Below are 25,065 nucleotides of genomic sequence, written 5' to 3'. Positions count from 1 at the left end.
AATTTTCATTATCTAATAATGAATAGAGATTTAATTATAAGCATATTATAACTTTTAAAAAATAAATACAAATTTTATATAAAATTTTATAATTTATTTATATTAATTTTTAAGAAACTTTATTCAATATAATTATTCTAATAAATTACCATCAGAAGTAATAAATGCAACACGAATTTTTTTTTTCATCCATATAGTTTTAAGAGAATTACGATATTTTTTTAATTGTATTCTATAAATTTTTTCCTCACTTTTAAATAAATTTAATTTATACTCAATAATCCAAATTTCATCATTAAATTCCACAACACGATCTAATCTAAAAGTAATATTATTTATGACAATTTCCATTTCATTATATGCTTTTAAATATTTCGATGCATCAAAAAAACGTCTTAAGTGTGATTGCGATAATACTTTTATTACATATTCTTGTCCTATTTTTGCTAATGATAATGAACATTTTAACCATCTCGAAATAAAATCTATTGTTGGCACAATTATTGGCCATTTTTTTTGCAAACAAAGTCGTTCTAATAAATTATGAAAAATAATACCTTTATCTATGTTAATTTTATCATGAGCAATGTTAATTATTGATTTATTTTTAAGTTCTAAGCAAGGTGATTCAAATAATGAAAAAATAATTTTATTACTTTCCTTAAAATTTGAGTTATATAAATTTATTAATTTTGAAGAATTATTTATTATATTTTCTAAAAAATTAATAGATAAATCAGTTGCTCCTTTTAAGCGCTCATACCAACTATTTAATATCAATCCATTTGTTTTATTTTTATCTCTAACTCCACTAATAATAAGTAATTGTTTAGCTCGAGTTAATGCAACATAATATAAATTCCAATCTTCTTGTTCTTTAAATTTTTTCTCTCTTTTAAATAAAATATTACGAGCCATTCCTTTTTCATGAGAATATACAGAAAAATGTTCTGGTTTTAATTTATTTTGAGGCCAATTACATAAAATACCAATCTTATCGGAATTCTGTTTACTGTGATTTGCATCCAAAATAATCACTACTGGCGCCTCTAATCCTTTTGCGCTATGCACGGTTAAAATACGCACCGCATTAACGTATGCATTAACTTTTTCTTCACTTGGAGAATTATTTTCCACTTTATCGTCTAAATTTGATAATATATCTATAAATTTTGATAAAGTAATATAATTATTAAGATTTAATTTAAAAGATAATTCTAAAAATTTATAAATATTACCAATTACTTGATTTCTTTTAAATTCCGCTGTATATTGAATATAACGTTTAATTATTTTTCCTTCATATAAAATAATGTCCAGTAAATTACATACAGGCAAATTTAAAGAAATTGCTAACCATTTTTTTAATAAATTATAAATTCTTTTCAAAGAAAATAATTCGATATTATCCTTACATATAGCTTGTAAACGTTTCCACCAAGTTTTTTCTGAACGTTTTGCTAATATAATTAAATCTTCATCAGAAGATCCTGAAATAGGACTTTTTAATACATGCGCTAATGATAAAGAATCACTTGGTATATTCAAAAATTTTAATAATGCAATTAAATCAGTTATTTCTAGAGATTCAAGTAAACCATTTCGTTTATCTGATATAAATGGAATTCCAAAGTAACGTAATGCACTTTCATATGATAACAAATGTGTACGTTTTCTTATTAAAATAATTACATCTGACCATATTAAATTTCTATTATTTTTAGTATTATAAGATTTAGTATTATTTATTGAAAAATTTTTTTTTAAATATAATAATATTTGAGCTATCATTTTTCCTTCTTTTTTATGAAAATCATCCTCTTCTTCATAAAAATTATCCGGTGAATTATTATAAATATTATTTTTTAATATATTTTTATTAATATTCTTTTCAAAAAAAAATGTATTTGTTACTAATGGAAGTCTCCATACATTTCCTATATTTTTGCAACAAGTAGTTTGTTTGGTATAAATTGGATTTTTTTTAAAACTAAGATTAAATACATTAATTAAATCTATAGAATTACGCCAAGTTCGATTAGCTCGTAAAACAAAAGCATTACGTTTTTTTAATAATTTACAAGCCGCAGTAAATATACGTGGATCAGCATGACGAAATCGATAAATTGATTGCTTTGGATCTCCCACGATAAATATTGATGGTTTTATTTTTTTTATATTATACTTTTCTATCCAAGATTTAATAATAATCCATTGCAATGGACTAGTATCCTGAAATTCATCTAGTAAAATATATTTATATAAAGTATTTAATCTATTTTGCAAATAAATAACATGATTATTATCAGTAAATAAACAATAAATTTTCCATTCAAGATCAGAAAAATCTATTACACGTTTTTTAAATTTTATTTTTTGATAAATATTAAGATATATGTTACCTAACTTAAAAAGTGCTTTATTTATTAATAATATTGAAGATTCTTTGCTTCGCTTTAATAATTCTTTCAAATATTCCGCGATTTTTTTAAATTTTATATCAAATTTATTAACTGATAATAACTCATCACTTTTAAAATATCTTACTAATTCATTTTTTAAATCTTTAGTTTTTAAATTAGAGCGCAATTTACCATTTTTATCAAAAAATTGATTTGTTAAAATAGAAAAATTATTAGCACTCGGATTAGATAATAATATTTTTTCAATAATTAAAGCACGTTTTTTATTAATTAAAGAACCTTTTTTTAATAAATGAACTATTACATTAATATCACTAATCTTAGAGGAGTTCTTCCATAAAGAAAAACGAGCATCTAATTTGCTATCCTTACCCATTAATTTACGTAAAATTTCTATAGCATTATTTTTATTGTTGCGAGATAATATCCACCATTCAACTCGCTTATCAATAAATATATTAAGTAATTTACGAATATTTTCATTACTAGTTCCAACAAGATCATATAATATTATTAAAGATTTTTTAATAATAGATTCGTCTTTAGATTTACTAACTAATGTTATTAATTGATTATACGCATCCTCCATAATTTTTCCAGTAAATTCTATTAATTTATATCCACGAATTGATTTAAAAAATAAAGGTGTTATTTGCATTAAATAAGCAAACCAACCATGAAATGTATAAATCGATAAATTTTGATTTTTTATTATTAATTTTTGATATAAATTACGAGCTAATGGGATAAATTTTAATATTTTTTTTTCAGATATTCCCCGTTCATATAATAATATTGAAATTTTTTCATCAGAAGATAAAGAAAGCTCTTTTAATAAATTCATTAAACGTTTAAGTATTTCTTTAGCTGCTTTATTAGTAAATGTAATCGCTAATATTTCAGATGTTTCAGCGCCATTTAGTAAAATATGTAATATACGATTAACAAGTAACCAAGTTTTACCACTACCAGCGCAAGCTTCTACTATTACTGAATATTTCGGGTTACAGGATATATTAATAAAAGATTGAATTTCTGATGAAATACCATTAATTTCATAGGACGCTTCTGAGAGTTTTTGTATTTTTTTATTCATTATTTTATTTTTATAATTTTATATTACTAATTTATTAACCATTCTTTTTTTCTACATAAACCTTTCATATTACAAAAACGACAAATTGATTCAACCCCTAAAGCAGGTAATGGTGCTCCAGTTGCAATTGAATGCATTTGCTTTTTTATTTTTGATATTAATATTTTCGTTGTAATAGAATTTAATATATTTTCAGGAATATCTATTATTTTTATTTGTTTACTACTTAATACAATATATTGAGCATGATACTTAGAAATATTTACGTTTTTTTCTAATAAAAATTTATAAAGCAGTAATTGATAATCCTCATTATTGTATATTTTTTTTCGTAAAGAATTATAGTCACTAGTTTTATAATCTAATATCAGATATTTATCATTTATATTATTTTTATCAATACGATCAATACGACCATATAATGTTATTTTTTTGTTATTAAATAAAAATAAAGTTTTTTTATATTTTTTTTCACCAAATATAAAATTCCAACCAAAAGATTCATGAGCATAAGACCATTTTAAATAACATTGAATAGATTTTTTCCAAAAAATGTAGTAATTTAAGGAAACTGGACAAATTTTTATAGCTTCCTTAAATATTTTTTCCGAAATTAAATTTAATAATTTAAAACGCTCATCTAAAGAAATTATTTTTTTTGAGCTATTTAATGAACTATGATATAAAAAAAGAATTTTATGCACCCAATTTCCGTAATGATATTTTTGGGGAATATTATAAAAATTATTAATAGAATTTAAATTAAGCATATTCTGTGCAAAAAATTTATAAGGACATGCTATAAAATTATTATAACTAGTAATAGATATTTTATTGGGAAGTAATTCACTACAACTCGGAAGAGGAGGGTTTATAGGAATTGATTTTATATTATATAAACTTATTTCAGAGCGATATGTTCTTAATTTTTTTTCAGAGAAATTTAATATTAATTGTAAGCGCTCAATTAAAGGACTAATAAAGTTTAATTCTGAATTTTTATATATTTGCCAAAGTAACATAATTTTTTCACAACAACATAATAGTTCCGTTAATTCGCGTAATTGTTTTTGACGTAAAGAATAATTTGTCTTTAATTTTAATTTTTTTCGAAATGTATTCGAAAAAAATAAAATTTCCTTTACTAAGGAAGGAAAATTATTAATATCAATTCCAACTATCAATATAGCATTAAAGCGTAATAAATATACATCACTTATTGATAACACAATAACACGATGATCATCTGATTTTGATATAAATCTTGTCATATCCATTTGTAATTCAATAAATTTTCTATATTCAAAAAATGTAAATAATGAATCTATATTTTTATACATATTTGATAAAATTTTTAATAAAAGTTTTCCTGATTCATTTGTATCTAATACTTTATCAATATTTAATTCTAAAAAAAATTTTAAAATTATAGAATTCCATTTTGATACAGAATAATATTTACTATTTAATTTCTTATATTTATTTATTATTTTTTGTATTAATTCATGTAAATTTGAATTAATATTTTTTAATTTTGTAAGAACGAAATCTAAATTATTAAAAACCATAATATCACGACAAATTGATTCAATTATTAATATATAATTACTCTTATCTGAAATATCATTTAAAATATATGGTGACTTTAAAAAAATTAAAAATTTATTAGATTTTTGCGGTTCATCTATTACATTAAAAAAACTAATTAAAAAAGCCGCTGCACTAGTGTTTGATAATTTACATCCCACCTTATTAAAAACAAAAACTTTTGATCGCTCCAATAAAGAACAAATTCTACGTACTACTAAACTATCTAATTCAATAATAGCGATTTTTTTATAACCTAAAATTAACCAATTAATAATATTTTGAGCTCCTTGTATAGCAATATCTTCTAAGCTATTACAAGAACAAATTGATATATTTGACGGAGTATTAATATTTTTATCATCATTATATAAAGGAGATATAATTTTTTTAGTTATAGTAAATTCAGTTTTTGATAATTGAATTTCCGGCCAAGCTTTAAAATATAAATATGGTATTTTAGACCAATCTATTATTATAGGTAATACAGAACAATTTTTACTATAATTATTTAAAAAATTTATTTCAATTGGAGATGGTTGAATAGAAGTAAACCAAATTAATGGCATCTCTACTTCAATTATTAATTTTTGTATATTTATAAAACGCCATACTGCTTCATCATTTTTAATTTGATCACACCAAATTGACCATATTAATTCAATTTCATCTTTTAATATAGTACGTACAAATGGCGATAAATAATTTAAAGCTGATTTCCAACGAATTTTAATTTTATCTAATGTATAAATTGATGGTAATAGCGCTTGAGTTAGTTCATGAAATAATTTGATTAATACTCGAGAAAATATTAATAAATCAATTTTATTATTTACATTATTTTTTTTTAATAAATAATTTTTTTGTAATTTCAAATATAAATATAGTAATTTTTCATGATTTTGAATTGGAAAAAAAAAATCAAAATTAAATGCTTGTAATTCTAACCAATTATCAAATGTTCCAATAAATGGGGGAATATAATTTTTAGAAGATAAAATCTTATTAAATGATTTTTTAAAACATTGTATATGAAGAGAATTTGGAACCACAACACGAAAAGACGAAAAATCATATTTTTTAGGTAAAATTATTTGTAAATCTTCACAATGTTTTATTATTTTTTTAATAGAATCGAACCAGAATGAAGTTGATGGAGGAATTCTTAATGCTGGATATAACATAGATATAAATACTCAAATTTAATATTTTTGTAAAAAATATGAATAAAAATAATATTTTAAAAAATTTAGCTTTATATTTTATAATAATAAAAAAACGTATACACTCACACAGATATATAAAAATTATGAATATATACGCAAAAATTGTGAATATATATAATCCTTAAAAATTATAAAAAATATATAAAATCAATTAAATTATAAAAAAATATCTTAATTAATAAAAACAATTCTTAATTAAAATATATAAAATCAATTAAATTATAAAAAAATATCTTAATTAATAAAAACAATTCTTAATTAATAAATATTATAAAACAATAGATAACATAATTCTTAATTAATAAATATTATAAAACAATAGATAACATAATTCTTAATTAATAAAAACAATTCTTAATTAATAAATATTATAAAACAATAGATAACATAATTCTTAATTAATAAAAACAATTCTTAATTAATAAATATTATAAAACAATAGATAACATAATTTTGAAATTTTATATATTAAATAAATTCAATCTTAGGAAAAATAATGATTAAATATATCCAAGATATTAATGATGCGTCTTTCTATGAATATGTATTAAAATCAAATTTACCTGTATTAGTAGATTTCTGGGCAGAATGGTGCAGTCCTTGTAAAACAGTTTCAATAATTCTTGAGGAAATTAGTAAAGAATACATAAATAAAATAAAAATTATTAAAATAAATGTTGATTTAAATAAAATTATTCCAGAAAAATTTAATATTCGAGGAATTCCAACATTAATTTTATTTAAAAATGGAAAAAATATTGCGCAAAAAGTAGGATCTTTAACAAAAAATCAATTAATTTCTTTTATTGATAGTAATATTTAACATATACTGAATATTTAGGACATTATTGTTAAATCTAATGTATACTTATATTAAAATAGTATTCTATTATTTATATAGGTCCTAAAAATAATTTGAAAATATACATTTATATGAATTAAAAGTATTCCAACATGTTTTATGGTATTAAAAATAGCGTTTGATTTAAAAGCTAATAATGTCACACGTTTACGTAAGCAGGAGTTAATGTTTGCAATTTTAAAAAAAAGAGCAAAAACTGGAGAACAAATATTTGGTAATGGTTCATTAGAAATTTTGCCAGATGGTTTTGGGTTTTTACGCTCACCGGATAGTAATTATATGGCCTCTGTAGATGATATATATTTATCACCTTCTCAAATACGTCGATTTAATTTACATACCGGAGATTTCGTAGAAGGTGAGGTAAGAATTCCAAAGAATGGAGAACGTTATTTTGCTTTAATAAAAATAGAGAAAATTAATGGAGAAAAACCGGAATCCTCAAAAAATAGAATTTTATTTGAAAATTTAACTCCATTACATCCAAAACAATTATTATTATTAGAGCGAAATATAGAAAGTAAAGAAAATATTACCGGAAGAATTATTGATTTAATAGCACCAATCGGAAAAGGTCAACGTGGTTTACTAGTTGCGTCACCAAAATCTGGAAAATCTATAATATTACAACATATTGCTCATGCAATTACCACTAATCATTCAGAAGCTATAATGATTGTAATGTTAATTGACGAAAGACCTGAAGAAGTCACAGAAATGCAACGTTCCGTAAAAGGAGAAGTTATTGCCTCAACCTTCGATGAACCAGCTTATCGTCATATACAAGTTGCTGAAATGGTTTTAGAAAAAGCCAAACGTTTGGTTGAGATGAAAAAAGATGTAATAATTTTACTAGATTCAATAACTAGATTAGCTCGCGCTTATAATACCATTATTCCAGCTTCAGGAAAAGTACTTACAGGAGGAGTAGATGCTAACGCATTACAGAGGCCTAAACGTTTTTTTGGAGCAGCTCGAAATATTGAAGAAGGTGGTTCATTAACTATTATTGCAACCGCATTAATTGAAACCGGTAGTCGAATGGATGATGTTATATATGAAGAATTTAAAGGAACAGGTAATATGGAAGTTCACTTAGAGCGTCGTTTAGCGGAAAAAAGAGTTTATCCAGCCATAAACTTAAATAAATCTGGTACTCGTCGCGAAGAATTATTAATTAAAAATAATCAATTACAAAAAATTTGGGTATTACGAAAATTGTTATATAGCATGGATGAAATGGAGGCAATGGAATTTTTTTTAGATAAAATGAAATCAACAAAAAATAACTATGATTTTTTTAATATGATGAAACGAGGATAAACAAATACAAAATACTTTTTTAATTTAAAGTCTTATAAACTTATATACTTATAAAAATACCTATAAAATATGAAAAAAAATATTCATCCAAAATATATAGAAACACTTTTTCATGATGTTTCAAATGATTTTAAATTTATTATTCGCTCTACTATTAAGACATCTAATACTATTAAATTTCAAGGAAAAATATATCCTCTTGTAAAAATTGAAATCTCATCAGAATCACATCCATTTTACACAGGAAAACATAAAATTATTGATACAACAGGACGTGTAGAAAAATTTAGAAGAAAATATGGAGCTATAGGATCAAAAACTACAAAATAATTTTTATAAATCCCAAAGAATAATATAATAAATCTTTTATAAAATTAATTTATAAATTATAAAAATGTTTATTTCAAATAAAAAATTTAAAAATTTAACATTTCCAAATAAAATAATTAAAAAAATAACAATTATTCTTTTAATTTTTTTTTTAACATTACCTATTTTTAGTAATTCTAATATTTTTAATCATAATGATAATATAGAAGTTGGATTTTCACCAGGAAATGCAAAAACAATCATTTTAAATGCAATTAAAGAAGCAAAAAAATCAATTGAAATTGCAGCATATTCTTTTACAAACAAAGATATCTCAACAATTCTTGTTAAGTCTTATAAAAAAGGAATTAACATACGAATAATTGCTGATAAAAAAGCTAATAGCGGAAAATATACTGCCGTAACTTATTTAGCAAATAATAATATACCAATAAGATTAAATAATAATTATGCAATTATGCATAATAAATTTATAATTATTGATCATAAATCAGTTGAAACTGGATCCTTAAATTATACACAAAATGCAATGAATCGTAATGCGGAGAATGTAATTTATTTCCGTAATAAACCAAATGTTTCTGAAAAATTTTTACTAGAATTTAATAGATTATGGAGTGAATCTAAAAATTTAAACCCTAAATATTAAATTAATATAAATTTCTAATTTATAAAAAATAAACTTACTATATATTTTACTATAAATATATAATTAAATTTTTTTAAAAGCTAAAAATTAATATTTTTTTATAAAATAAGGAATTTTAATGAAATACACAACTAATAATTCTCTTATTATTAATAATAGTTATTTAGCTTGTAAATTTTTTGGTACTTTAGGTAATATTGACAAATATATTAAAACAGTAAATAATTTACCAATATTATCTTATGATGAAGAAATATCTTTAGCTTACGATTTACAAAAAAAAAATAATTTAAATGCTGCACAAAAAATAATATTATCTCACTTAAGATTAGTAGTTTCAATTTCAAAAAAATATTTAGGTTATAGTTTTTTGCATTCTGATTTGATTCAAGAGGGAAATATTGGTTTAATGAAAGCGGTTAAGCGCTTTAACCCTGATCAAGGTGTTCGATTGGCATCTTATGCTATACATTGGATTAGAGCTGAAATACATGAATATATTTTAAAAAATTGTCGTTTAGTTAAAATAGCAACCACTAAATCACAACGTAAACTGTTTTTTAATTTACGCAATCATAAAGAAAATTTAAATTCAATGACTTCAAAACAAATAGATTTACTAGCCGAAACATTGGACGTAAAACGAAAAGATGTAATTGAAATGGAAACAAGATTATCTGGAAAAGATATAACAATGGATTATTTATCTAATAATAATGATAAACTTTCTTTAATTTTTTATTTATCTTTAGAAACTACTGAACCAATAAAAATAATAGAATCATTACAATACAATAAAAAATTAAAAAGTGCATTAAATAAATTAGATATACGTTCACGTCGTATTGTAAAAGCTCGTTGGTTAGTTAATGAAAATAATTCTACATTACATGAATTAGCTAAAGAATTTAGTGTATCCGCAGAACGTATTCGTCAAATTGAAACAGTTGCTTTTAAAAAAATGAAAAATTTATTAAAAAATAGTATTTTATAATTTTTATTTTCTTATAAAAATTATAAAATTGAGGTGTGAGTGATTCGAACACTCGACCTACGGATTAAGAGTCCGCTGCTCTACCAACTGAGCTAACACCTCCTTAAAATTTAAATTATAATAAATAAACTCACAAAATAATTAATTTATTAATATTTTTAAAAGAATTTAAACTTAAAATCAGTAAGTATATTAAATATATATTACCATTATAATAATATATATTTAATAAATTTATTGTAATAATTTATAAATATCTATAATTTTAAAAAATACATTTATTTATTACTTTTAATGTTTTTATGATTAATTTAATGAAGTTAATTTTATTATATCGCAAATAACTAATTAAAAACAAATAAATTCAATTTTTTTATTACATATACTACCTATTATCTAATTACTATAAATAAGAAAAATATTATTATTTAAAAATTTAAATTAAAATAATAAATTTAATTATATTTAAAACAATAAAAATTATTTTTTTATTTATTTAAAAAATATTTAATAAACTATTTATACTTTAAAAAAAATTTGATACTATAGTAATATATTAGTTATAGTAAAAATTAAGTTACAAAAAAATTTTTGGCCTGGTAGCTCAGTTGGTAGAGCAGAGGACTGAAAATCCTTGTGTCGGTGGTTCAATTCCGCCCCTGGCCATATTATAAATAATATTATTATTATTTATAATCATAAATTTTAAAATTACTATATAAAAACACCTAAAAAAAATAAAAATTTTATATATTTTTTAAAAAACGATATAAAATTTTTATTAAAATATTTTTTCTTTAATAAATTTTATTATAAATTGAGTAACTTAATATTTATTTTTTTCAAGTAATTAATAAATTTTTTACAAATTTATTATCTTTAAATATACTTTATTTAATACTTGAATACCATTAGAATACCCTATTAATTCAATTAAGAAATATTGGAGAGAAAAACACTCAAGATCGCAATAATATTTTTTGGAAAAATAAAAAAAAATAATCCAGCTAACTCTATTAAAAATAGATCCAAATTATCTATAATTTTAAAAACAGAAAAAAGAAGAAGAAGAAAAAACAAGAAATACTTTAATTATTAATTGAGTTAACTAGTGATAATACTGATATTATATTAGTAATGGTATCGGACTATACGAGGATATAAATTAATTTTATTAATGTTGGAAAATTTAAATAAAGAATGATTAAAAAATATGACAACCTATAGCATAAATATGCGCGCGATCAAGCAAAAGTTAGAATGGGTTATTAGAATATAACCAGAAAAAAATTCATAAATTCTTAGTATTATAAAATGATCTATATTATCATATTCTAAAAATTTATGAAAAAAAAGAATAGATCATATTGAATTTATTAATCAAAAAATGTTGAATATTTGGTAAGAAAACTAACAATAAAAGAAAGTTTTTTGTGGTATTTCTACGGTGGAGTATGTGCGATAGAATTAAAAATATTAAAAAAATAAAAAATTCTACTATTATTTTCATTATATATGATAAAGAAGATCGCTATTTATCATCCGGTATATTTTCTTTATAAATTTAATTATTAAAATATAAAATATGAATATTTATGAATATCAAGGTAAAGAGATTCTTCGTAAATTTAATGTTACTATTCCACAAGGTATTTTATGCATGAATGTCAATGAAGCGATTAACGCTGCTAAAAAAATAGGCGGAAATTCTTGGATTATAAAAGCACAAATTCATGCAGGAGGTCGGGGAAAATGCGGGGGGATTAAATTAGCAAAATCATTAGAACAAGTGAAAAAATATGTAAAAAAAATTCTTGGAATGCAATTAATTACATCTCAAACCAATAAAAAAGGTGAAAATGTTTTTTGTGTATTAATTGAAGAATATATAGATATTAAAAAAGAATTATATATTAGTTTTATGACAGATAGGGTTCAGCAAAATATAATATTTATAGGGTCAAATAAAGGAGGGATGGATATTGAAATAATTTCTAAAAATTCTCCAGAATTATTATATAAAACTATTATTGATCCATTGGTTGGTTTAACAAAAAATAATATTGATAATATAAGTAAAAAAATTTCTGTACCTAAAAGGTCTTTAATAAATTTTTACGAAGAAATACAAAAAATTTATAAAACTTATTGGGAAACTGATGCGCTATTATTAGAAATTAATCCATTAATTATAAACCCTAAAAATAAAATAATTTCTTTAGATATTAAATTTAACTTTGATACAAATGCATTATTTCGGCATCCAGAAATAATTTCTTATCAATATGCTCACAAAAAAAACATAAATAAAATAGATTTAATGGAAATAGAAGCATCAAAATTTGATTTAACATATATACCTTTAAATGGTAATATCGGTTGCTTAGTTAATGGAGCTGGTTTGGCTATGGCCACAATGGATACTATTAAACTATTTGGAGGAGAGCCCGCTAACTTTCTTGATATTGGAGGTAACGCAACAATAAAAACAATAATAAAAGCATTTAAAATTATGATACAACAAAAAAATTTAAAAGCTATTTTAGTAAATATTTTTGGGGGAATTGTTCGTTGTGATATAGTTGCGCATGGTATTATATCGGCATTTGAGTCTCTTTTATTGGATATTCCTTTAATTGTTCGAATGAAGGGAACGAATGAAGATATTGGGAAAAAAATATTAACTCAATCAAATTTACCAATAATTAATGTAAATAATTTAGAAGAAGCAGTAAAAAAAGCTATTTTTATATCTAAAAATAATAATTTAAAATAAAAAATATTTATGTCAATCTTAATTACAAAAAATACAAAAGTTATTACTCAAGGAATTACAGGAAAAACTGGTCGATTTCATACTCATTTATGTCTTAATTACGGAAATGGTAAAACGGCATTCGTAGCTGGAGTTAACCCCAAAAAACATGGTCAAAAATTTGAAGAAATTCCAATTTTTAATACAGTAAAAAATGCTAAAAACGAAACCGGGGCAACAGTCTCTGTTATTTATGTGCCGGCGATTTTTGCTGCTTCTGCTATTTGGGAAGCTATCGAATCTAAGTTAGAATTAATTATTTGTATTACAGAAGGTATTCCTGTTCGTGATATGTTAATTTTAAAAAATAAAATGAAAAAAAATAATAGTAAAACATTATTACTTGGCCCAAATTGCCCAGGTTTAATTACACCTGAAGAAATAAAAATTGGAATTATGCCTGGAAATATTCATAAAAAAGGTAGAATTGGTGTTGTATCACGCTCAGGAACATTAACTTATGAAGTGGTTTGCCAATTAACTGAATTAGGTTTTGGACAATCTTCAGCAGTTGGAATTGGAGGAGATCCAATTAATGGATTAAAATATATTGATATATTAAAGTTATTTAATGAAGATAAAAATACTGATGCAGTTATTATGATTGGAGAAATTGGTGGATTAGATGAAATCTATGCCGCCCATTGGATTAAAAAAAATATGAAAAAACCAGTTATTGGATTTATAGCTGGAATTACTGCTCCTCCAGGAAAACGCATGGGGCATGCTGGAGCTTTAATTACAGGCAATTTTGATACCGCTCAAGCTAAATTAGATATCATGAAAACTTGTGGTATTTTTATAACCAAAAATTTTTCAGAAATAGGATATTTATTAAAAAAAATATTATAAATAACATAAAATAAAAAAGGAATACTTAATAAAATTATCCTTTTTAAAATTTTAAATTTTTAAATATTTACTCATTAAAAAAAAATTTTTATTAAAATTTTTATAAATAGAAAGAAATTTAAAAAAAATGACACTATTAACAACATCAAACGGAATTTCTATTATACAAATTATTTTGATAGATATTTTACTGGGAGGTGATAATGCCATTATTATTGCCCTTGCTTGTCGAAATTTACCACCTAAAATACGCGTAAAGGGAGTTATTTGGGGTACATTTGGCGCTATTGCTATTCGCATAATATTAGTTATATTTTCAATAAATTTATTAAATTTAAAATATATAAAAATAATTGGAGGCCTTTTTCTTTCTTGGATTAGTATAAAATTACTCTCTAATAATCATAATTATACTACCATTACTAGTGGTAAAAATTTAATTAACGCAATTAAAACTATTATTTTTGCAGATTTAATTATGAGTATAGATAATGTATTGGCTATTGCTGGAACAGCATCCCAAATATCAAGTAAATATCAAATGTTATTAGTAATAATTGGTATACTAATTAGTATACCAATTATTATTTTTGGCAGTAAATTAGTACTAATTTTAATAGAAAAATTCTCAAGTATTGTTATATTATGCTCAATATTATTGGGTTATCTATCTGGTAATATGATTTTTTCTGATAAATCTCTTACACAATTACAAATAAATAAATTAGCAATAAAAAATATTTCTATATTTAACATGGAATTGCATATTAGTTTACCTGGTATTATAATGTCAACTATTGTGGTTGGTACAGGTATTTATTTATCAAAAAATAAATATATCACTAAAAATGATTTTAAATAAAATTTAAATTACATTTTATAAATATTTTTGGAAATTATTATACAATGGTTATTATTCGATTAACACGTAAAGGTACAAAAAATCGTCCTTTTTTTAATATTATAGCAACTGATTCTAGAAGCAGTCGAGATGGTCGTTTTATCGAACGAATAGGATTTTATAATCCATTAGCTTCTAAAAAAGAAAAAAAATTTCAAATTTTATTAAATAGATTTACTTATTGGAAAAAAATTGGAGCTAAAACATCATTGACAGTCAATCGCTTAATTCGTTATTCTAATAAAAAAATATTTTAATTTATAAATTAAAAAATAATTGAAAAAAATTAATTATATAAATAATCAATCTAAAATTTTTACAAAAAATTTAGTAACAATTGGAGTTGTTTTAAGGGCATACGGTATTTTTGGATGGATTCTTATAAAATTATTTTTAGATAATAAAAATATTTTTTTTTATACAAAAAAAATTTGGTTTTTTGACCCCAATTCTTTAAAATTATTTTCTGTTAAAATATTGCATAAAAAAAATTATAAAAATTATGTATTAGTTAATTTATATAATATAACAGATCGTAATTTAGCAATAAAATTACAAGGATTTTATATTCAAATATCTATCGATTATTTTCCAAAGTTATTATCATCTGATACATTTTATTGGTTTAATTTAATTGATTGTATAGTTGAGAATATTCATGGGAAATTATTAGGAACCGTTACTGAAATAATACAAAATAAAGCACATTCAATTTTAAGAATAATAAAATTATCAACTAAAATAATTTGTACAAAAAAATATAAAAATAAATATGGAATATTAATTCCTTTTATTAAAATATTTATTAAAAATGTTGATATAATTAAAAAGAAAATTATAGTTGACTGGAACTAAATTATCATAGTTTTTTATAAAAAATAAGAAAATAAAATGCAATTTGATGTTATTACATTATTTCCTGAAATGTTTTCTGCTATTACTCAATCAGGTATCACAAGTCGTGCATTTAAAGAAAAAAAATATTCCCTAAATTTATGGAATCCTCGTAATTTTTCTTCTAATAATTATCATAAAATTGATGATTATCCATATGGGGGAGGATCAGGGATGATAATTCTTGGTAAACCTATAGAAGATATAATAACAGCAATAAAAAAGAATATAAAAAAAATACCAAAAATTATTTATATGTCACCTCAAGGTAAAAAACTTACACATAATATTATTATAAAATTATTAAAGGAATCTAATTTAATACTATTATGCGGGCGCTATCAAGCAATTGATCAACGTTTTTTAGATACTTTTATAGATGAGGAAATTAGTGTTGGAGATTTTATCTTATCTGGTGGTGAATTACCAGCTATGATACTTATAGATTCTATTGTTAGATTTTTACCTAAAGTATTAAATAATAAATCAAATATGCAAGATAGCTTTATAAACGGTTTATTAGATTGTTCATATTACACAAAACCTAAAATATATCTTAATATGGAAGTTCCAAAGGTATTGCTTAGTGGAAATCATAAGAAAATAAAAAAATGGAAACGTGAAAATTCACTTAAAATAACTAATAAAAAACGACCAGATTTAATTATAAAAGCTCGTAAAAATAAATTTTTAACATTTACTGATGAAGAATTTTTAAAAAAAATTAATAAAAAATAATATAAAAATTATTGGAATTTAAATATGAATTTAATTCAAAAAATCGAACAAGAAGAAATAATTCGATTAAAAAAAAATATTCCTGATTTTGTTACTGGAGATACCGTTATTGTGAATGTTAATGTAATTGAAGGTACAAGAAAACGAATACAAGCATATGAAGGAATAGTTATTTCTCGACGTAATAAGGGGTTAAATTCAAATTTTATTGTTCGTAAAATCTCTTATAACGAAGGAATCGAAAGAACGTTTCAATTATATTCCCCTATTATTTCATCAATTATAGTTAAACGTAGAGGCGATATACGTCGATCTAAATTATATTATTTACGTAAACGCTCAGGAAAATCAGCTCGTATCAAAGAAAAATTATTAAAAAAATAATTGAAAGTCGTTCCGCCGTTAATAAATTAAGCGGAACGCTTGTATAATTTCATTTTACATTTTTTCAAAAATTAATATAAATACTACATAAAATGTATAATTTTACATTACTATTTTATATTTTTAAAAAAATTTTAAAAATTTAAATGCTAATGAAATACTGGTGACTTAACTTTAAGTATTTTATGTAATTTTGTAGATGTAGTAGTATATTGCATATTTATTTTTTTATCTGGAAAAATATACGATAAAGCACCAAAAGCCGCTAAAGCAGCCTCATGAAATCCGGATAAAATTAATTTCTTTTTTCCCGGATAAGTATTAATATCTCCTATTGCAAAAATGCCAGGTAAATTAGTTTCAAATTTTTCGGTATTACAAACTTTAATTTGTTTATGAATTATATCAATTCCCCATTTAGTAACGGGACCTAATTTAGGAGAAAGCCCAAAGAATACTAATAACATATCTAATGGTATTCTTCTAATAACACCATCCGAACCAGTAACCTTAATTTTATTTAATTTATTATTATTTATTTCTATTCCAGTGATTTGCCCAATAATAAATTGCATTTCATAATTATCACATAATATCTTCATTTTTGATACTGAAGATGGTGCAGCCCTAAAACTATTGCTACGATGCAATAAAATCACTGAATCAGCTTTTCCTACCATATTTAATGCCCAATCCAACGCCGAATCCCCTCCCCCGCAAATTATTATATTTTTATCATAAAAAATACTAGGATTTTTTACTTGATAAAATAATTGTGAATTTGTAAATTTTTCTATTCCTTCAACTTTTAAGGTGCGCGGTTGAAAAGAACCTACTCCCGCGGCAATAAAAACAGTTTTAGTTATAAAATGTTTTCCAATTGAAGTAATAAGATCAAAATAACCATCATCACGTTTTTGAATTGATATAACTTCTTCTCCTAAATGAAAAACAGGAGAAAATGGTTCAACTTGTTTTAAAAGATTATCTATTAATTCTCGTCCAGTGTAAACTGGTACAGCTGGTATATCATAAATTGGTTTATCTGGATATAATTCAATACATTGACCGCCAACTTTATTTAGAGAATCAATTATATGTGCTCTAATTTCAAGTAAACCTAATTCAAAAATTTGAAATAATCCAACTGGACCGGCACCAATAATTACGGCATCTGTTTTTATAGTATTAATTTTCATAAATAATAAAATTTCCTATATTATGAATTTATTTTATTTTTAATTAATTAAATTAATATTATTTTTTTAAATATACTAACTTTTTAGTAACATTTTTCCACTTATCAGCCTCAGGTAACGGATCTATAGATTTTGTTATTGATGGCCATTTATTTGTTAATTCAGCGTTAATTTTAATAAAATGTTTTTGTTCAGATGGTACATCTTCTTCTGCGTAAATAGCACCAACAGGGCATTCCGTTACACATACAGCGCAATCAATGCATTCTTCTGGATCAATAACTAAAAAATTTGAACCAATTCGAAAACAATCAACTGGGCAAACATCAACACAATCTGTATATCTACAAAGAATACAGGATTCAGTAACAACATGAGTCATAGTAATATTTTTCTCTATCAACAAGTTTTATTAAAATTAAAGAGCCATAAATAAATTTTTCAGAATATTTAAATTTTAAGTGAATTTAATTTTTCTTACAATTTATGCTTATTATTTAATTTATATAATATATTTTATTTTTTACATAAATTATGTTGTATGATATAATTTTTTTAAAAAAATTTTTCATAAAATTATAAATTTAAAAAATAAAAAATATATTTTAACTATAAAATATAAATAATGAGTAATATAAAAACACATTAAACCTCGAATTACATAATTATAATTTTTTTTATATTCTGACTTAATAATCACCTTCGCAAGCCTTTATATACTACTATGTAATGATATCAATATCAAATTAATAGATGTACGCATTTAAATTAAGTGGGGGAAAAAATAAAAATTAATAACAGTCAATATGTAGAAATAGAATAGAAAATTTATCCAGATAATAAATTAAATTTTTTTATTAATAAACAAATTTTATTATTTTTGCGTAACTTTTGAGGACGATCAAAAGAAATGGTAAAATTCTCAGAAAAAAATAAATACATTAATTATTTTAATATTTTACATGTATTTAAGAGTATTAAAAATAAAAGTCATCGCAAAACATTAACTAGTTGGTGTTCCAAAAAGCTACTATAGGTTAAGGGCTAAATTATTATGTGAATAATTTTATATTTAAAAATGACCATTATAAAAGAATACGATATTATTGAATCTATTGCATCAGCAATACAATATATTAGTTACTATCATCCGATTGATTATATTCAACATTTAACACACGCATATAAAATAGAAAAGGGAATAGCCGCTAAAGATGCTATAGCGCAAATATTAATAAACTCTCGTATGTGTGCAAAAGAAAAACGTCCAATTTGTCAAGACACTGGAATTGTTAATGTTTTTTTAAAAATAGGAATGAATGTACGTTTTAAAGGATTAACTGGATCAATATCTGACGCTATTAATGAGGGTGTACGTCGTGGATATACTAATCCAAATAATATATTACGAGCATCAATTGTATCTGATCCGCATTTTATACGTAAAAATACTAAAGATAATACTCCAGCTGTAATTAATATGGAATTAGTTCCGGGAAATTTTCTAGATATAAAAATTGCATCTAAAGGAGGGGGATCAGAAAATAAAACAAAATTTGCTATGTTAAATCCCTCTGATTCATTAATTGATTGGATTATGAAAGTTGTTCCAACTATGGGGGCAGGTTGGTGTCCACCAGGTATATTAGGTATTGGTATTGGAGGAACCCCAGAAAAAGCAATGTTAATGGCTAAAAAAGTATTAATGCAAGATATTAATATGAATAGTATTATTAAAAATGGCCCAAAAAATAAAATAGAAGAATTACGAGTTGAATTGTTTAATAAAATAAATTCATTAGGTATTGGGGCGCAAGGTATGGGAGGATTAACTACAATATTGGATATTAAAATTATGATGTACCCTACTCATGCCGCATCAAAACCAGTTGCAATAATCCCTAATTGTGCGGCAACTAGACATGGACATATTGTCTTGAATGGTTCTGGTCCGGTTTTTATGAAACCACCATCATTATTAAATTGGCCTAAAATAAAATGGACTACAAATAATAATAAAAAATTTAATTATGTTAATCTTAATACCTTAACTAAAAAAGAAGTTTCTTCTTGGAGATCTGGAGAAATTTTATTATTAAATGGAAAAATATTAACAGGAAGAGATGCTGCACATAGTCGTATTCAATATATGTTATCTACAGGACAAAAGATTCCAGTAAATTTTAATAATCGTGTAATTTATTATGTAGGACCAATCAATCCAGTACGAAATGAAGTGATTGGACCAGCCGGTCCAACTACCGCTAATAGAATGGATTATTATACTAACTTAATTTTAGAAAAAATTGGATTAATTGCCATGATAGGAAAAGCTGAACGAAGTGATAAAATAATAAAATTAATTAAAAAACAAAAAATAGCTTATTTAGTTGCAATAGGTGGGGCCGCTTACTTAATATCTAAAGCAATAAAATCCGCAAAAATAATATGTTTCGAAGATTTAGGAATGGAGGCAATTTACGAATTTAATGTAAAAAATATGCCAGTTACAGTAGCAATAGATTCACTTGGAAAATCAATACATATTGATGGTCCTAAAAAATGGAAAAAATATATTTCTATAGAAAATTCTAATTTAACATAATTTATAATATTTTTAATATTTTTGTTAATAAAATATGAATTTTGAAATAATATTATATTAATGTAGAATAAAATAAATATTTTTTAAATTAATTATGGTGGATGTAGCTCAGTTGGTAGAGTCCAGGATTGTGATTCCTGTTGTCGCGGGTTCGAGCCCCGTCGTCCACCCATTTAAAAAATTTTATTTTATTAAATAAACTTATTTTTATTTTAAAAAAGTAACATTTTCTTTTTCTAGTAAAGCCTTCATCGATAATTTAATACGTCCACGATCATCTATTTCTAATACCTTTACCCGAACTTTTTGATTTTCTTTTAGAAAATCAGTAATTATATTTACACGTTTACTAGAAATTTGACTAATATGCAATAAACCATCTTTTCCAGATAAAATTCGAATAATTGCGCCAAAATTAAATAATTTTAAAACTATTCCGGTATAAATTTTTCCAATTTTAACAGATTCAGTAAGTTTCTCAATGCGCCTTTTAGCTTCTTGACCAGAAATCGCATTAAATGAAACAATAGTAATTACACCTTCATCATTAATATCAATTTGAGTTCCAGTTTCTTCTGTTAATGCGCGAATTATAGACCCACCTTTTCCAATAACATCACGAATTTTTGATGGATCAATTTTTACAGTAATTAAACGTGGAGCAAATTTAGATAATTCAGTTTTACATTTTGGAACGGCTTTTTTCATTTTTTCTAAAATATATGATAAACCCTTTCTAGCTTGATATAAAGTCATTTTAATAATATCATAAGTAATACCAAAAATTTTAATATCCATTTGTAAGGCAGTAATACCATTATTAGTTCCAGCCACTTTAAAATCCATATCACCGAAATGATCTTCATCACCAAGAATATCGCTTAAAATAACAACTTTTTCACCATCTTTAATTAAACCCATTGCAATACCAGCGACATGTTCACTTATTGGTACACCAGCATCTAATAATGCTAAACAACCTCCACATACAGATGCCATCGATGAAGAACCATTTGATTCTGTTATTTCAGATACTAAACGTATAGAATAATTAAATTTACTACTATTTGGTAATATCGGCAATAATGCGCGTTTCGCTAATCTACCATGTCCAATTTCTCTGCGTTTTGGGACACCAATTCTACCAATTTCACCGGTAGCAAATGAAGGCATATTATAATGCAACATAAATGAATCAGTAAATTCACCCATTAATGCATCAATTTTTTGTTCATCACGAGAAGTTCCAAGAGTAGCAACTACTAATGCTTGAGTATCTCCTCTAGTAAATAATGAAGAACCATGCGCCCTAGGTAAAATACCAGTACGAATTGAAATTGGACGTATATCATTAATGCCACGATTATCGATACGAAATCCTTTATCTAAAATTTGTGTTCGAATAATTTTAGATTCTAAATCATATAAAATGCAGCTAATATCATTTATATCTATAATTAAGTTATCACTATCCATTAGTGAAGAATGAATATCTTTACTAATATTTTTAAATGTTATATCTCTAATTTGTTTATCCTTTATTTGATAGGCTTTTCTAATTTTATTTTCAGACATATTAACTATTTTAGAAATTAATTTTTCGTCTTTTATAATTGGATTCCAATCTATTTTTTTTTGACCCACATCTTTCACTAATTCATTAATTATATTAATTACTACTTTCATTTTTTTATGCCCAAATATTATTGCATCTAATATAATATCCTCTGATAATTGTTTTGACTCTGATTCAACAGTTATTATAGCTTTTTCAGTTCCTGCAACTAATAAATCTAAATGTGATTTTTTTAATTGTTCCGTAGTTGGATTAAGAATATATTTACCATCAATATAACCAACTCTTGCCACTCCTAATGGACCTAAAAATGGCAATTCAGAAATAGAAAGAGCTGTTGATACCCCAATTATAGAAGCAATATCTGGATCAATTTGTGGATTTACTGATAAAACATAAATAACAACCTGTATTTCATTTAAATATCCTTCCGGGAATAATGGACGAATTGGGCGATCAATTAAGCGAGAAATTATTGTTTCTCTTTCAGAGGGTTTTCCTTCGCGTTTAAAAAAACCACCTGGAATACGACCTGCCGCATAAGTTTTTTCTATATAATCAACAGTTAAAGGAAAAAAATTATGCGTTGATTTAGGATTTTTACAAGAAACTACTGTTGCTAGTATCACTGTATCTTCTATAGATACTAATACTGAACTAGTAGCTTGACGAGCAATTTCACCAATTTCAATAGAAATTTTATGTGAACCATATTTAAATTCTTTAATAATTTTATTAAACAAAAAATTTCCTTTCTTGTAACATTAATTTTTAATTATTTTAATTTTATTTTGCATTAATTTTAAATGCCCGCATCCATTAATTAATGCGGGCATATAATTAAAATTATATTAAATTATTAATAAAATAATTAATTATTTTCGTAAATGAAGTTTATTAATTAATAAACGATAACGATTTATATCTTTATTTTTAAGATAAGACAGTAAACTTTTTCTACGATTTACCATCATAATTAAACCGCGACGAGAATGATTATCTTTGATATGTAATTTAAAATGAATATTTAAATCATTAATACGTGAAGTTAATAAAGCAACCTGTACTTCTGGAGATCCTGTATCATTTTTAGTACGAGAATTATCTAAGATAATAGAAGCTTTAATATTGTTTTTAATTGTCATAAAACTTCAACTTTAACAAATAATAGAGTATTTAAAAATATAATTATATTACAGTAATTTATAAAAAAAAATAAAAGCTATTACTAGCCTCTTAAATATTATTTTTATAAAAAATTTATTAAAATATTATATTCAATAATAACACACTTTTTAAAAGACTATTTAAAAAAAAGCTATTTTATAAAATTATTTTAAATAATTATTTGTTTTTAAAAATTTAAATAATATTTAATTTTAAAATTAATCAAAAAGAAATATCTAAAGTAGCAATTACAGGAGCGTGATCAGATGGTCGCCCCCATGAACGAGGAGCTATGTCAATAATACAAGATTTACAAAATTTAGCTAAATAAGGAGTCATTAATATATGATCAAGACGTAACCCAATATTACGAGTAAAACTCATTTTTCTATAAGCCCACCAAGTATATAAATTTTTTTCTTTATGAAATAATCTAAAAATATCAATAAAATTTAAATTTTGAATTTCAAAAAAAACAGATCGCTCAAGATGAGAAAATGTTATTTTATTTTTTAATAATACTGGATTATATACATCACAATCTTCTGGTGCAATATTATAATCACCTAATAATATTAATTTTTTATAAAAAAAAAGTTCTTTAGAAACTAATCTTTTTAATGCATATAACCAATTTAATTTATATTGATATTTAGGTGATTCTAACGATTCTCCGTGAGGAACATAGATACAAATAATACGAAAACCAGCTATCGTACATGTAATTAAACGCTGGTTTTTATCTGGAAAATACGGATTATTTATAATAATATTATTTATTACAAAACGTGATAAAATGGCAACACCATTATAAGATTTTTGTCCAACGAATATAACCTTAAAGCCTATTGATTCAATCTCAGAAACAGGAAATTGATCATTAGTAATTTTAGTTTCCTGTAAACATAAAATACTAATATCTGGGTTATTAGTTAACCATCGTAAAATATGAGGTAAACGAACTTTAATAGAATTAATATTCCAAGTAGCAATTTTCATATTGAATGATTATTTAAAATTTATATTAGGTGATTTTAACATTAAATAATAAGTTAATAGCGCTAACGGATGTTAAGTAACCCCTCTTTATCCTCACTTTTCAAACTACACCAGTAGTATCTAAATGTGCCCAAATATATTTTTTTGTAAAATTTTCTAAAAAATAAACGGCAATAATATTTTCTGTTGATAAATCTTCCATATTAGAAATATCCGCAAAATTAGATTTTAATTGTTTTTGATATATATCTTCAATTAGCATATTCCATACGTATCACCACTTATTTTCTCGACTTTTAAAAGATCTAATACTAATTTCATTATATCTCTTATCGTTACGAATAAAAAGTTCTTCATTATGATAACCTAAATTAACTAAAATAGGCTCCGATTAATGTTGCGATATCTATTACAATAGATAGTTTAAAGCATTCTACATAAATTA

Annotated in this window: 22 protein-coding genes, 3 tRNA genes and 1 pseudogene; 16 read left to right on the top strand and 10 right to left on the bottom strand. The window is 23.4% G+C overall.

Going from position 1 to position 25,065, the window contains the following annotated elements:
* Positions 1 to 132: 132 nt before the first annotated feature.
* Together JIC14_RS01945 and JIC14_RS01940 are read right to left on the bottom strand one after the other, a co-directional pair.
* Positions 133 to 3,519 (bottom strand): UvrD-helicase domain-containing protein, encoded by a 3,387-nt coding sequence (locus JIC14_RS01945; protein WP_201329754.1) that lies wholly within the window; start codon positions 3,517 to 3,519, stop codon positions 133 to 135.
* Between the two features lie 26 nt (positions 3,520 to 3,545).
* Positions 3,546 to 6,290: a PD-(D/E)XK nuclease family protein gene (locus JIC14_RS01940; protein WP_201329753.1), complete on the bottom strand. Its 2,745-nt coding sequence runs from the start codon at positions 6,288 to 6,290 to the stop codon at positions 3,546 to 3,548.
* A gap of 538 nt (positions 6,291 to 6,828) precedes the next feature.
* Between JIC14_RS01940 and trxA the strand changes: the two genes are divergently transcribed.
* From trxA to rpoH, 5 genes and pseudogenes are all read left to right on the top strand, one after another.
* The gene (gene trxA / locus JIC14_RS01935; protein ID WP_201329752.1) at positions 6,829 to 7,155 is read left to right on the top strand and encodes a thioredoxin; all 327 of its coding nucleotides are present in this window, start codon (positions 6,829 to 6,831) and stop codon (positions 7,153 to 7,155) included.
* Positions 7,156 to 7,255: 100 nt separating this feature from the next.
* A pseudogene (rho, locus tag JIC14_RS01930) lies at positions 7,256 to 8,517 on the top strand (transcription termination factor Rho).
* Positions 8,518 to 8,586: 69 nt separating this feature from the next.
* Complete coding sequence (locus JIC14_RS01925; RefSeq protein ID WP_201329750.1) at positions 8,587 to 8,847, top strand: type B 50S ribosomal protein L31; 261 nt, start codon at positions 8,587 to 8,589, stop codon at positions 8,845 to 8,847.
* Between the two features lie 64 nt (positions 8,848 to 8,911).
* Entirely contained in the window at positions 8,912 to 9,496 is a 585-nt protein-coding gene (locus JIC14_RS01920) for a phospholipase D family protein (RefSeq protein WP_201329749.1), read from the top strand.
* A 118-nt stretch (positions 9,497 to 9,614) separates the two neighbouring features.
* A complete protein-coding gene (rpoH, locus tag JIC14_RS01915; protein WP_201329748.1) occupies positions 9,615 to 10,490 on the top strand; it encodes an RNA polymerase sigma factor RpoH in 876 nt (291 codons plus the stop codon).
* Between the two features lie 29 nt (positions 10,491 to 10,519).
* On the opposite strand, the gene JIC14_RS01910 is transcribed toward rpoH, so the two are convergent.
* Positions 10,520 to 10,592 (bottom strand) — tRNA-Lys (locus JIC14_RS01910).
* 491 nt (positions 10,593 to 11,083) lie between these two features.
* Between JIC14_RS01910 and JIC14_RS01905 the strand changes: the two genes are divergently transcribed.
* The 9 genes from JIC14_RS01905 (at position 11,084) to rplS (ending at position 17,074) form a co-directional block, all read left to right on the top strand.
* Positions 11,084 to 11,156: transfer RNA gene (locus JIC14_RS01905), tRNA-Phe, on the top strand.
* Positions 11,157 to 11,433: 277 nt separating this feature from the next.
* On the top strand, positions 11,434 to 11,589 hold the full coding sequence (locus JIC14_RS01900) for a hypothetical protein (RefSeq protein WP_201329747.1): 156 nt from the start codon (positions 11,434 to 11,436) through the stop codon (positions 11,587 to 11,589).
* 486 nt (positions 11,590 to 12,075) lie between these two features.
* On the top strand, positions 12,076 to 13,266 hold the full coding sequence (sucC, locus tag JIC14_RS01895; protein ID WP_201329746.1) for an ADP-forming succinate--CoA ligase subunit beta: 1,191 nt from the start codon (positions 12,076 to 12,078) through the stop codon (positions 13,264 to 13,266).
* 9 nt (positions 13,267 to 13,275) lie between these two features.
* On the top strand, positions 13,276 to 14,157 hold the full coding sequence (gene sucD, locus JIC14_RS01890) for a succinate--CoA ligase subunit alpha (RefSeq protein WP_201329745.1): 882 nt from the start codon (positions 13,276 to 13,278) through the stop codon (positions 14,155 to 14,157).
* A 127-nt stretch (positions 14,158 to 14,284) separates the two neighbouring features.
* A complete protein-coding gene (locus JIC14_RS01885; RefSeq protein WP_201329744.1) occupies positions 14,285 to 15,019 on the top strand; it encodes a YjbE family putative metal transport protein in 735 nt (244 codons plus the stop codon).
* A gap of 44 nt (positions 15,020 to 15,063) precedes the next feature.
* Complete coding sequence (rpsP, locus tag JIC14_RS01880) at positions 15,064 to 15,315, top strand: 30S ribosomal protein S16 (protein WP_201329743.1); 252 nt, start codon at positions 15,064 to 15,066, stop codon at positions 15,313 to 15,315.
* Between the two features lie 19 nt (positions 15,316 to 15,334).
* On the top strand, positions 15,335 to 15,913 hold the full coding sequence (gene rimM / locus JIC14_RS01875; RefSeq protein ID WP_201329742.1) for a ribosome maturation factor RimM: 579 nt from the start codon (positions 15,335 to 15,337) through the stop codon (positions 15,911 to 15,913).
* A gap of 36 nt (positions 15,914 to 15,949) precedes the next feature.
* Positions 15,950 to 16,690, top strand: a complete 741-nt coding sequence (gene trmD, locus JIC14_RS01870) for a tRNA (guanosine(37)-N1)-methyltransferase TrmD (protein ID WP_201329741.1) — start codon at positions 15,950 to 15,952, stop codon at positions 16,688 to 16,690.
* 24 nt (positions 16,691 to 16,714) lie between these two features.
* The gene (gene rplS / locus JIC14_RS01865; RefSeq protein ID WP_201329740.1) at positions 16,715 to 17,074 is read left to right on the top strand and encodes a 50S ribosomal protein L19; all 360 of its coding nucleotides are present in this window, start codon (positions 16,715 to 16,717) and stop codon (positions 17,072 to 17,074) included.
* A 149-nt stretch (positions 17,075 to 17,223) separates the two neighbouring features.
* On the opposite strand, the gene JIC14_RS01860 is transcribed toward rplS, so the two are convergent.
* Positions 17,224 to 18,273, bottom strand: a complete 1,050-nt coding sequence (locus JIC14_RS01860) for an NAD(P)/FAD-dependent oxidoreductase (RefSeq protein WP_201329739.1) — start codon at positions 18,271 to 18,273, stop codon at positions 17,224 to 17,226.
* Positions 18,274 to 18,331: 58 nt separating this feature from the next.
* Positions 18,332 to 18,655 carry a ferredoxin FdxA gene (gene fdxA / locus JIC14_RS01855; protein ID WP_201329738.1) on the bottom strand — a complete coding sequence of 108 codons (324 nt, stop codon included), beginning with the start codon at positions 18,653 to 18,655 and terminating at the stop codon, positions 18,332 to 18,334.
* Positions 18,656 to 19,351: 696 nt separating this feature from the next.
* Between fdxA and JIC14_RS01850 the strand changes: the two genes are divergently transcribed.
* Together JIC14_RS01850 and JIC14_RS01845 are read left to right on the top strand one after the other, a co-directional pair.
* Positions 19,352 to 20,878 (top strand): fumarate hydratase, encoded by a 1,527-nt coding sequence (locus JIC14_RS01850; RefSeq protein WP_201329737.1) that lies wholly within the window; start codon positions 19,352 to 19,354, stop codon positions 20,876 to 20,878.
* A 97-nt stretch (positions 20,879 to 20,975) separates the two neighbouring features.
* Positions 20,976 to 21,048: transfer RNA gene (locus JIC14_RS01845), tRNA-His, on the top strand.
* Between the two features lie 37 nt (positions 21,049 to 21,085).
* Here JIC14_RS01845 and pnp read toward each other — a convergent pair.
* The 5 genes from pnp to JIC14_RS02135 form a co-directional block, all read right to left on the bottom strand.
* Positions 21,086 to 23,197 (bottom strand): polyribonucleotide nucleotidyltransferase, encoded by a 2,112-nt coding sequence (gene pnp, locus JIC14_RS01840; protein ID WP_201329736.1) that lies wholly within the window; start codon positions 23,195 to 23,197, stop codon positions 21,086 to 21,088.
* 132 nt (positions 23,198 to 23,329) lie between these two features.
* Positions 23,330 to 23,599 (bottom strand): 30S ribosomal protein S15, encoded by a 270-nt coding sequence (gene rpsO, locus JIC14_RS01835; protein ID WP_201329735.1) that lies wholly within the window; start codon positions 23,597 to 23,599, stop codon positions 23,330 to 23,332.
* Positions 23,600 to 23,843: 244 nt separating this feature from the next.
* Positions 23,844 to 24,620: an exodeoxyribonuclease III gene (xth, locus tag JIC14_RS01830; protein WP_201329734.1), complete on the bottom strand. Its 777-nt coding sequence runs from the start codon at positions 24,618 to 24,620 to the stop codon at positions 23,844 to 23,846.
* A gap of 100 nt (positions 24,621 to 24,720) precedes the next feature.
* Entirely contained in the window at positions 24,721 to 24,882 is a 162-nt protein-coding gene (locus tag JIC14_RS02075; protein WP_201329733.1) for a hypothetical protein, read from the bottom strand.
* Positions 24,883 to 24,991: 109 nt separating this feature from the next.
* Positions 24,992 to 25,063 carry a hypothetical protein gene (locus tag JIC14_RS02135; RefSeq protein WP_425305470.1) on the bottom strand — a complete coding sequence of 24 codons (72 nt, stop codon included), beginning with the start codon at positions 25,061 to 25,063 and terminating at the stop codon, positions 24,992 to 24,994.
* Between the last annotated feature and the right edge of the window lie 2 nt (positions 25,064 to 25,065).

Source organism: Candidatus Profftella armatura (Diaphorina cf. continua) (genome assembly GCF_016593155.1).
Lineage (GTDB): Bacteria > Pseudomonadota > Gammaproteobacteria > Burkholderiales > Burkholderiaceae > Profftella > Profftella armatura_A.
Note: the sequence above shows the minus strand (reverse complement) of the source record. Positions and strands in the feature narration are given on the sequence as shown.

Bases quoted from the DNA above. Each gene is read 5' to 3' on its own strand.
- JIC14_RS01945 (WP_201329754.1), bottom strand. From the start codon at position 3,519: ATGAATAAAAAAATACAAAAACTCTCAGAAGCGTCCTATGAAATTAAT.
- JIC14_RS01940 (WP_201329753.1), bottom strand. From the start codon at position 6,290: ATGTTATATCCAGCATTAAGAATTCCTCCATCAACTTCATTCTGGTTC.
- trxA (WP_201329752.1), top strand. From the start codon at position 6,829: ATGATTAAATATATCCAAGATATTAATGATGCGTCTTTCTATGAATAT.
- JIC14_RS01925 (WP_201329750.1), top strand. From the start codon at position 8,587: ATGAAAAAAAATATTCATCCAAAATATATAGAAACACTTTTTCATGAT.
- JIC14_RS01920 (WP_201329749.1), top strand. From the start codon at position 8,912: ATGTTTATTTCAAATAAAAAATTTAAAAATTTAACATTTCCAAATAAA.
- rpoH (WP_201329748.1), top strand. From the start codon at position 9,615: ATGAAATACACAACTAATAATTCTCTTATTATTAATAATAGTTATTTA.
- sucC (WP_201329746.1), top strand. From the start codon at position 12,076: ATGAATATTTATGAATATCAAGGTAAAGAGATTCTTCGTAAATTTAAT.
- sucD (WP_201329745.1), top strand. From the start codon at position 13,276: ATGTCAATCTTAATTACAAAAAATACAAAAGTTATTACTCAAGGAATT.
- JIC14_RS01885 (WP_201329744.1), top strand. From the start codon at position 14,285: ATGACACTATTAACAACATCAAACGGAATTTCTATTATACAAATTATT.
- rpsP (WP_201329743.1), top strand. From the start codon at position 15,064: ATGGTTATTATTCGATTAACACGTAAAGGTACAAAAAATCGTCCTTTT.
- trmD (WP_201329741.1), top strand. From the start codon at position 15,950: ATGCAATTTGATGTTATTACATTATTTCCTGAAATGTTTTCTGCTATT.
- rplS (WP_201329740.1), top strand. From the start codon at position 16,715: ATGAATTTAATTCAAAAAATCGAACAAGAAGAAATAATTCGATTAAAA.
- JIC14_RS01860 (WP_201329739.1), bottom strand. From the start codon at position 18,273: ATGAAAATTAATACTATAAAAACAGATGCCGTAATTATTGGTGCCGGT.
- fdxA (WP_201329738.1), bottom strand. From the start codon at position 18,655: ATGACTCATGTTGTTACTGAATCCTGTATTCTTTGTAGATATACAGAT.
- JIC14_RS01850 (WP_201329737.1), top strand. From the start codon at position 19,352: ATGACCATTATAAAAGAATACGATATTATTGAATCTATTGCATCAGCA.
- rpsO (WP_201329735.1), bottom strand. From the start codon at position 23,599: ATGACAATTAAAAACAATATTAAAGCTTCTATTATCTTAGATAATTCT.
- xth (WP_201329734.1), bottom strand. From the start codon at position 24,620: ATGAAAATTGCTACTTGGAATATTAATTCTATTAAAGTTCGTTTACCT.
- JIC14_RS02075 (WP_201329733.1), bottom strand. From the start codon at position 24,882: ATGCTAATTGAAGATATATATCAAAAACAATTAAAATCTAATTTTGCG.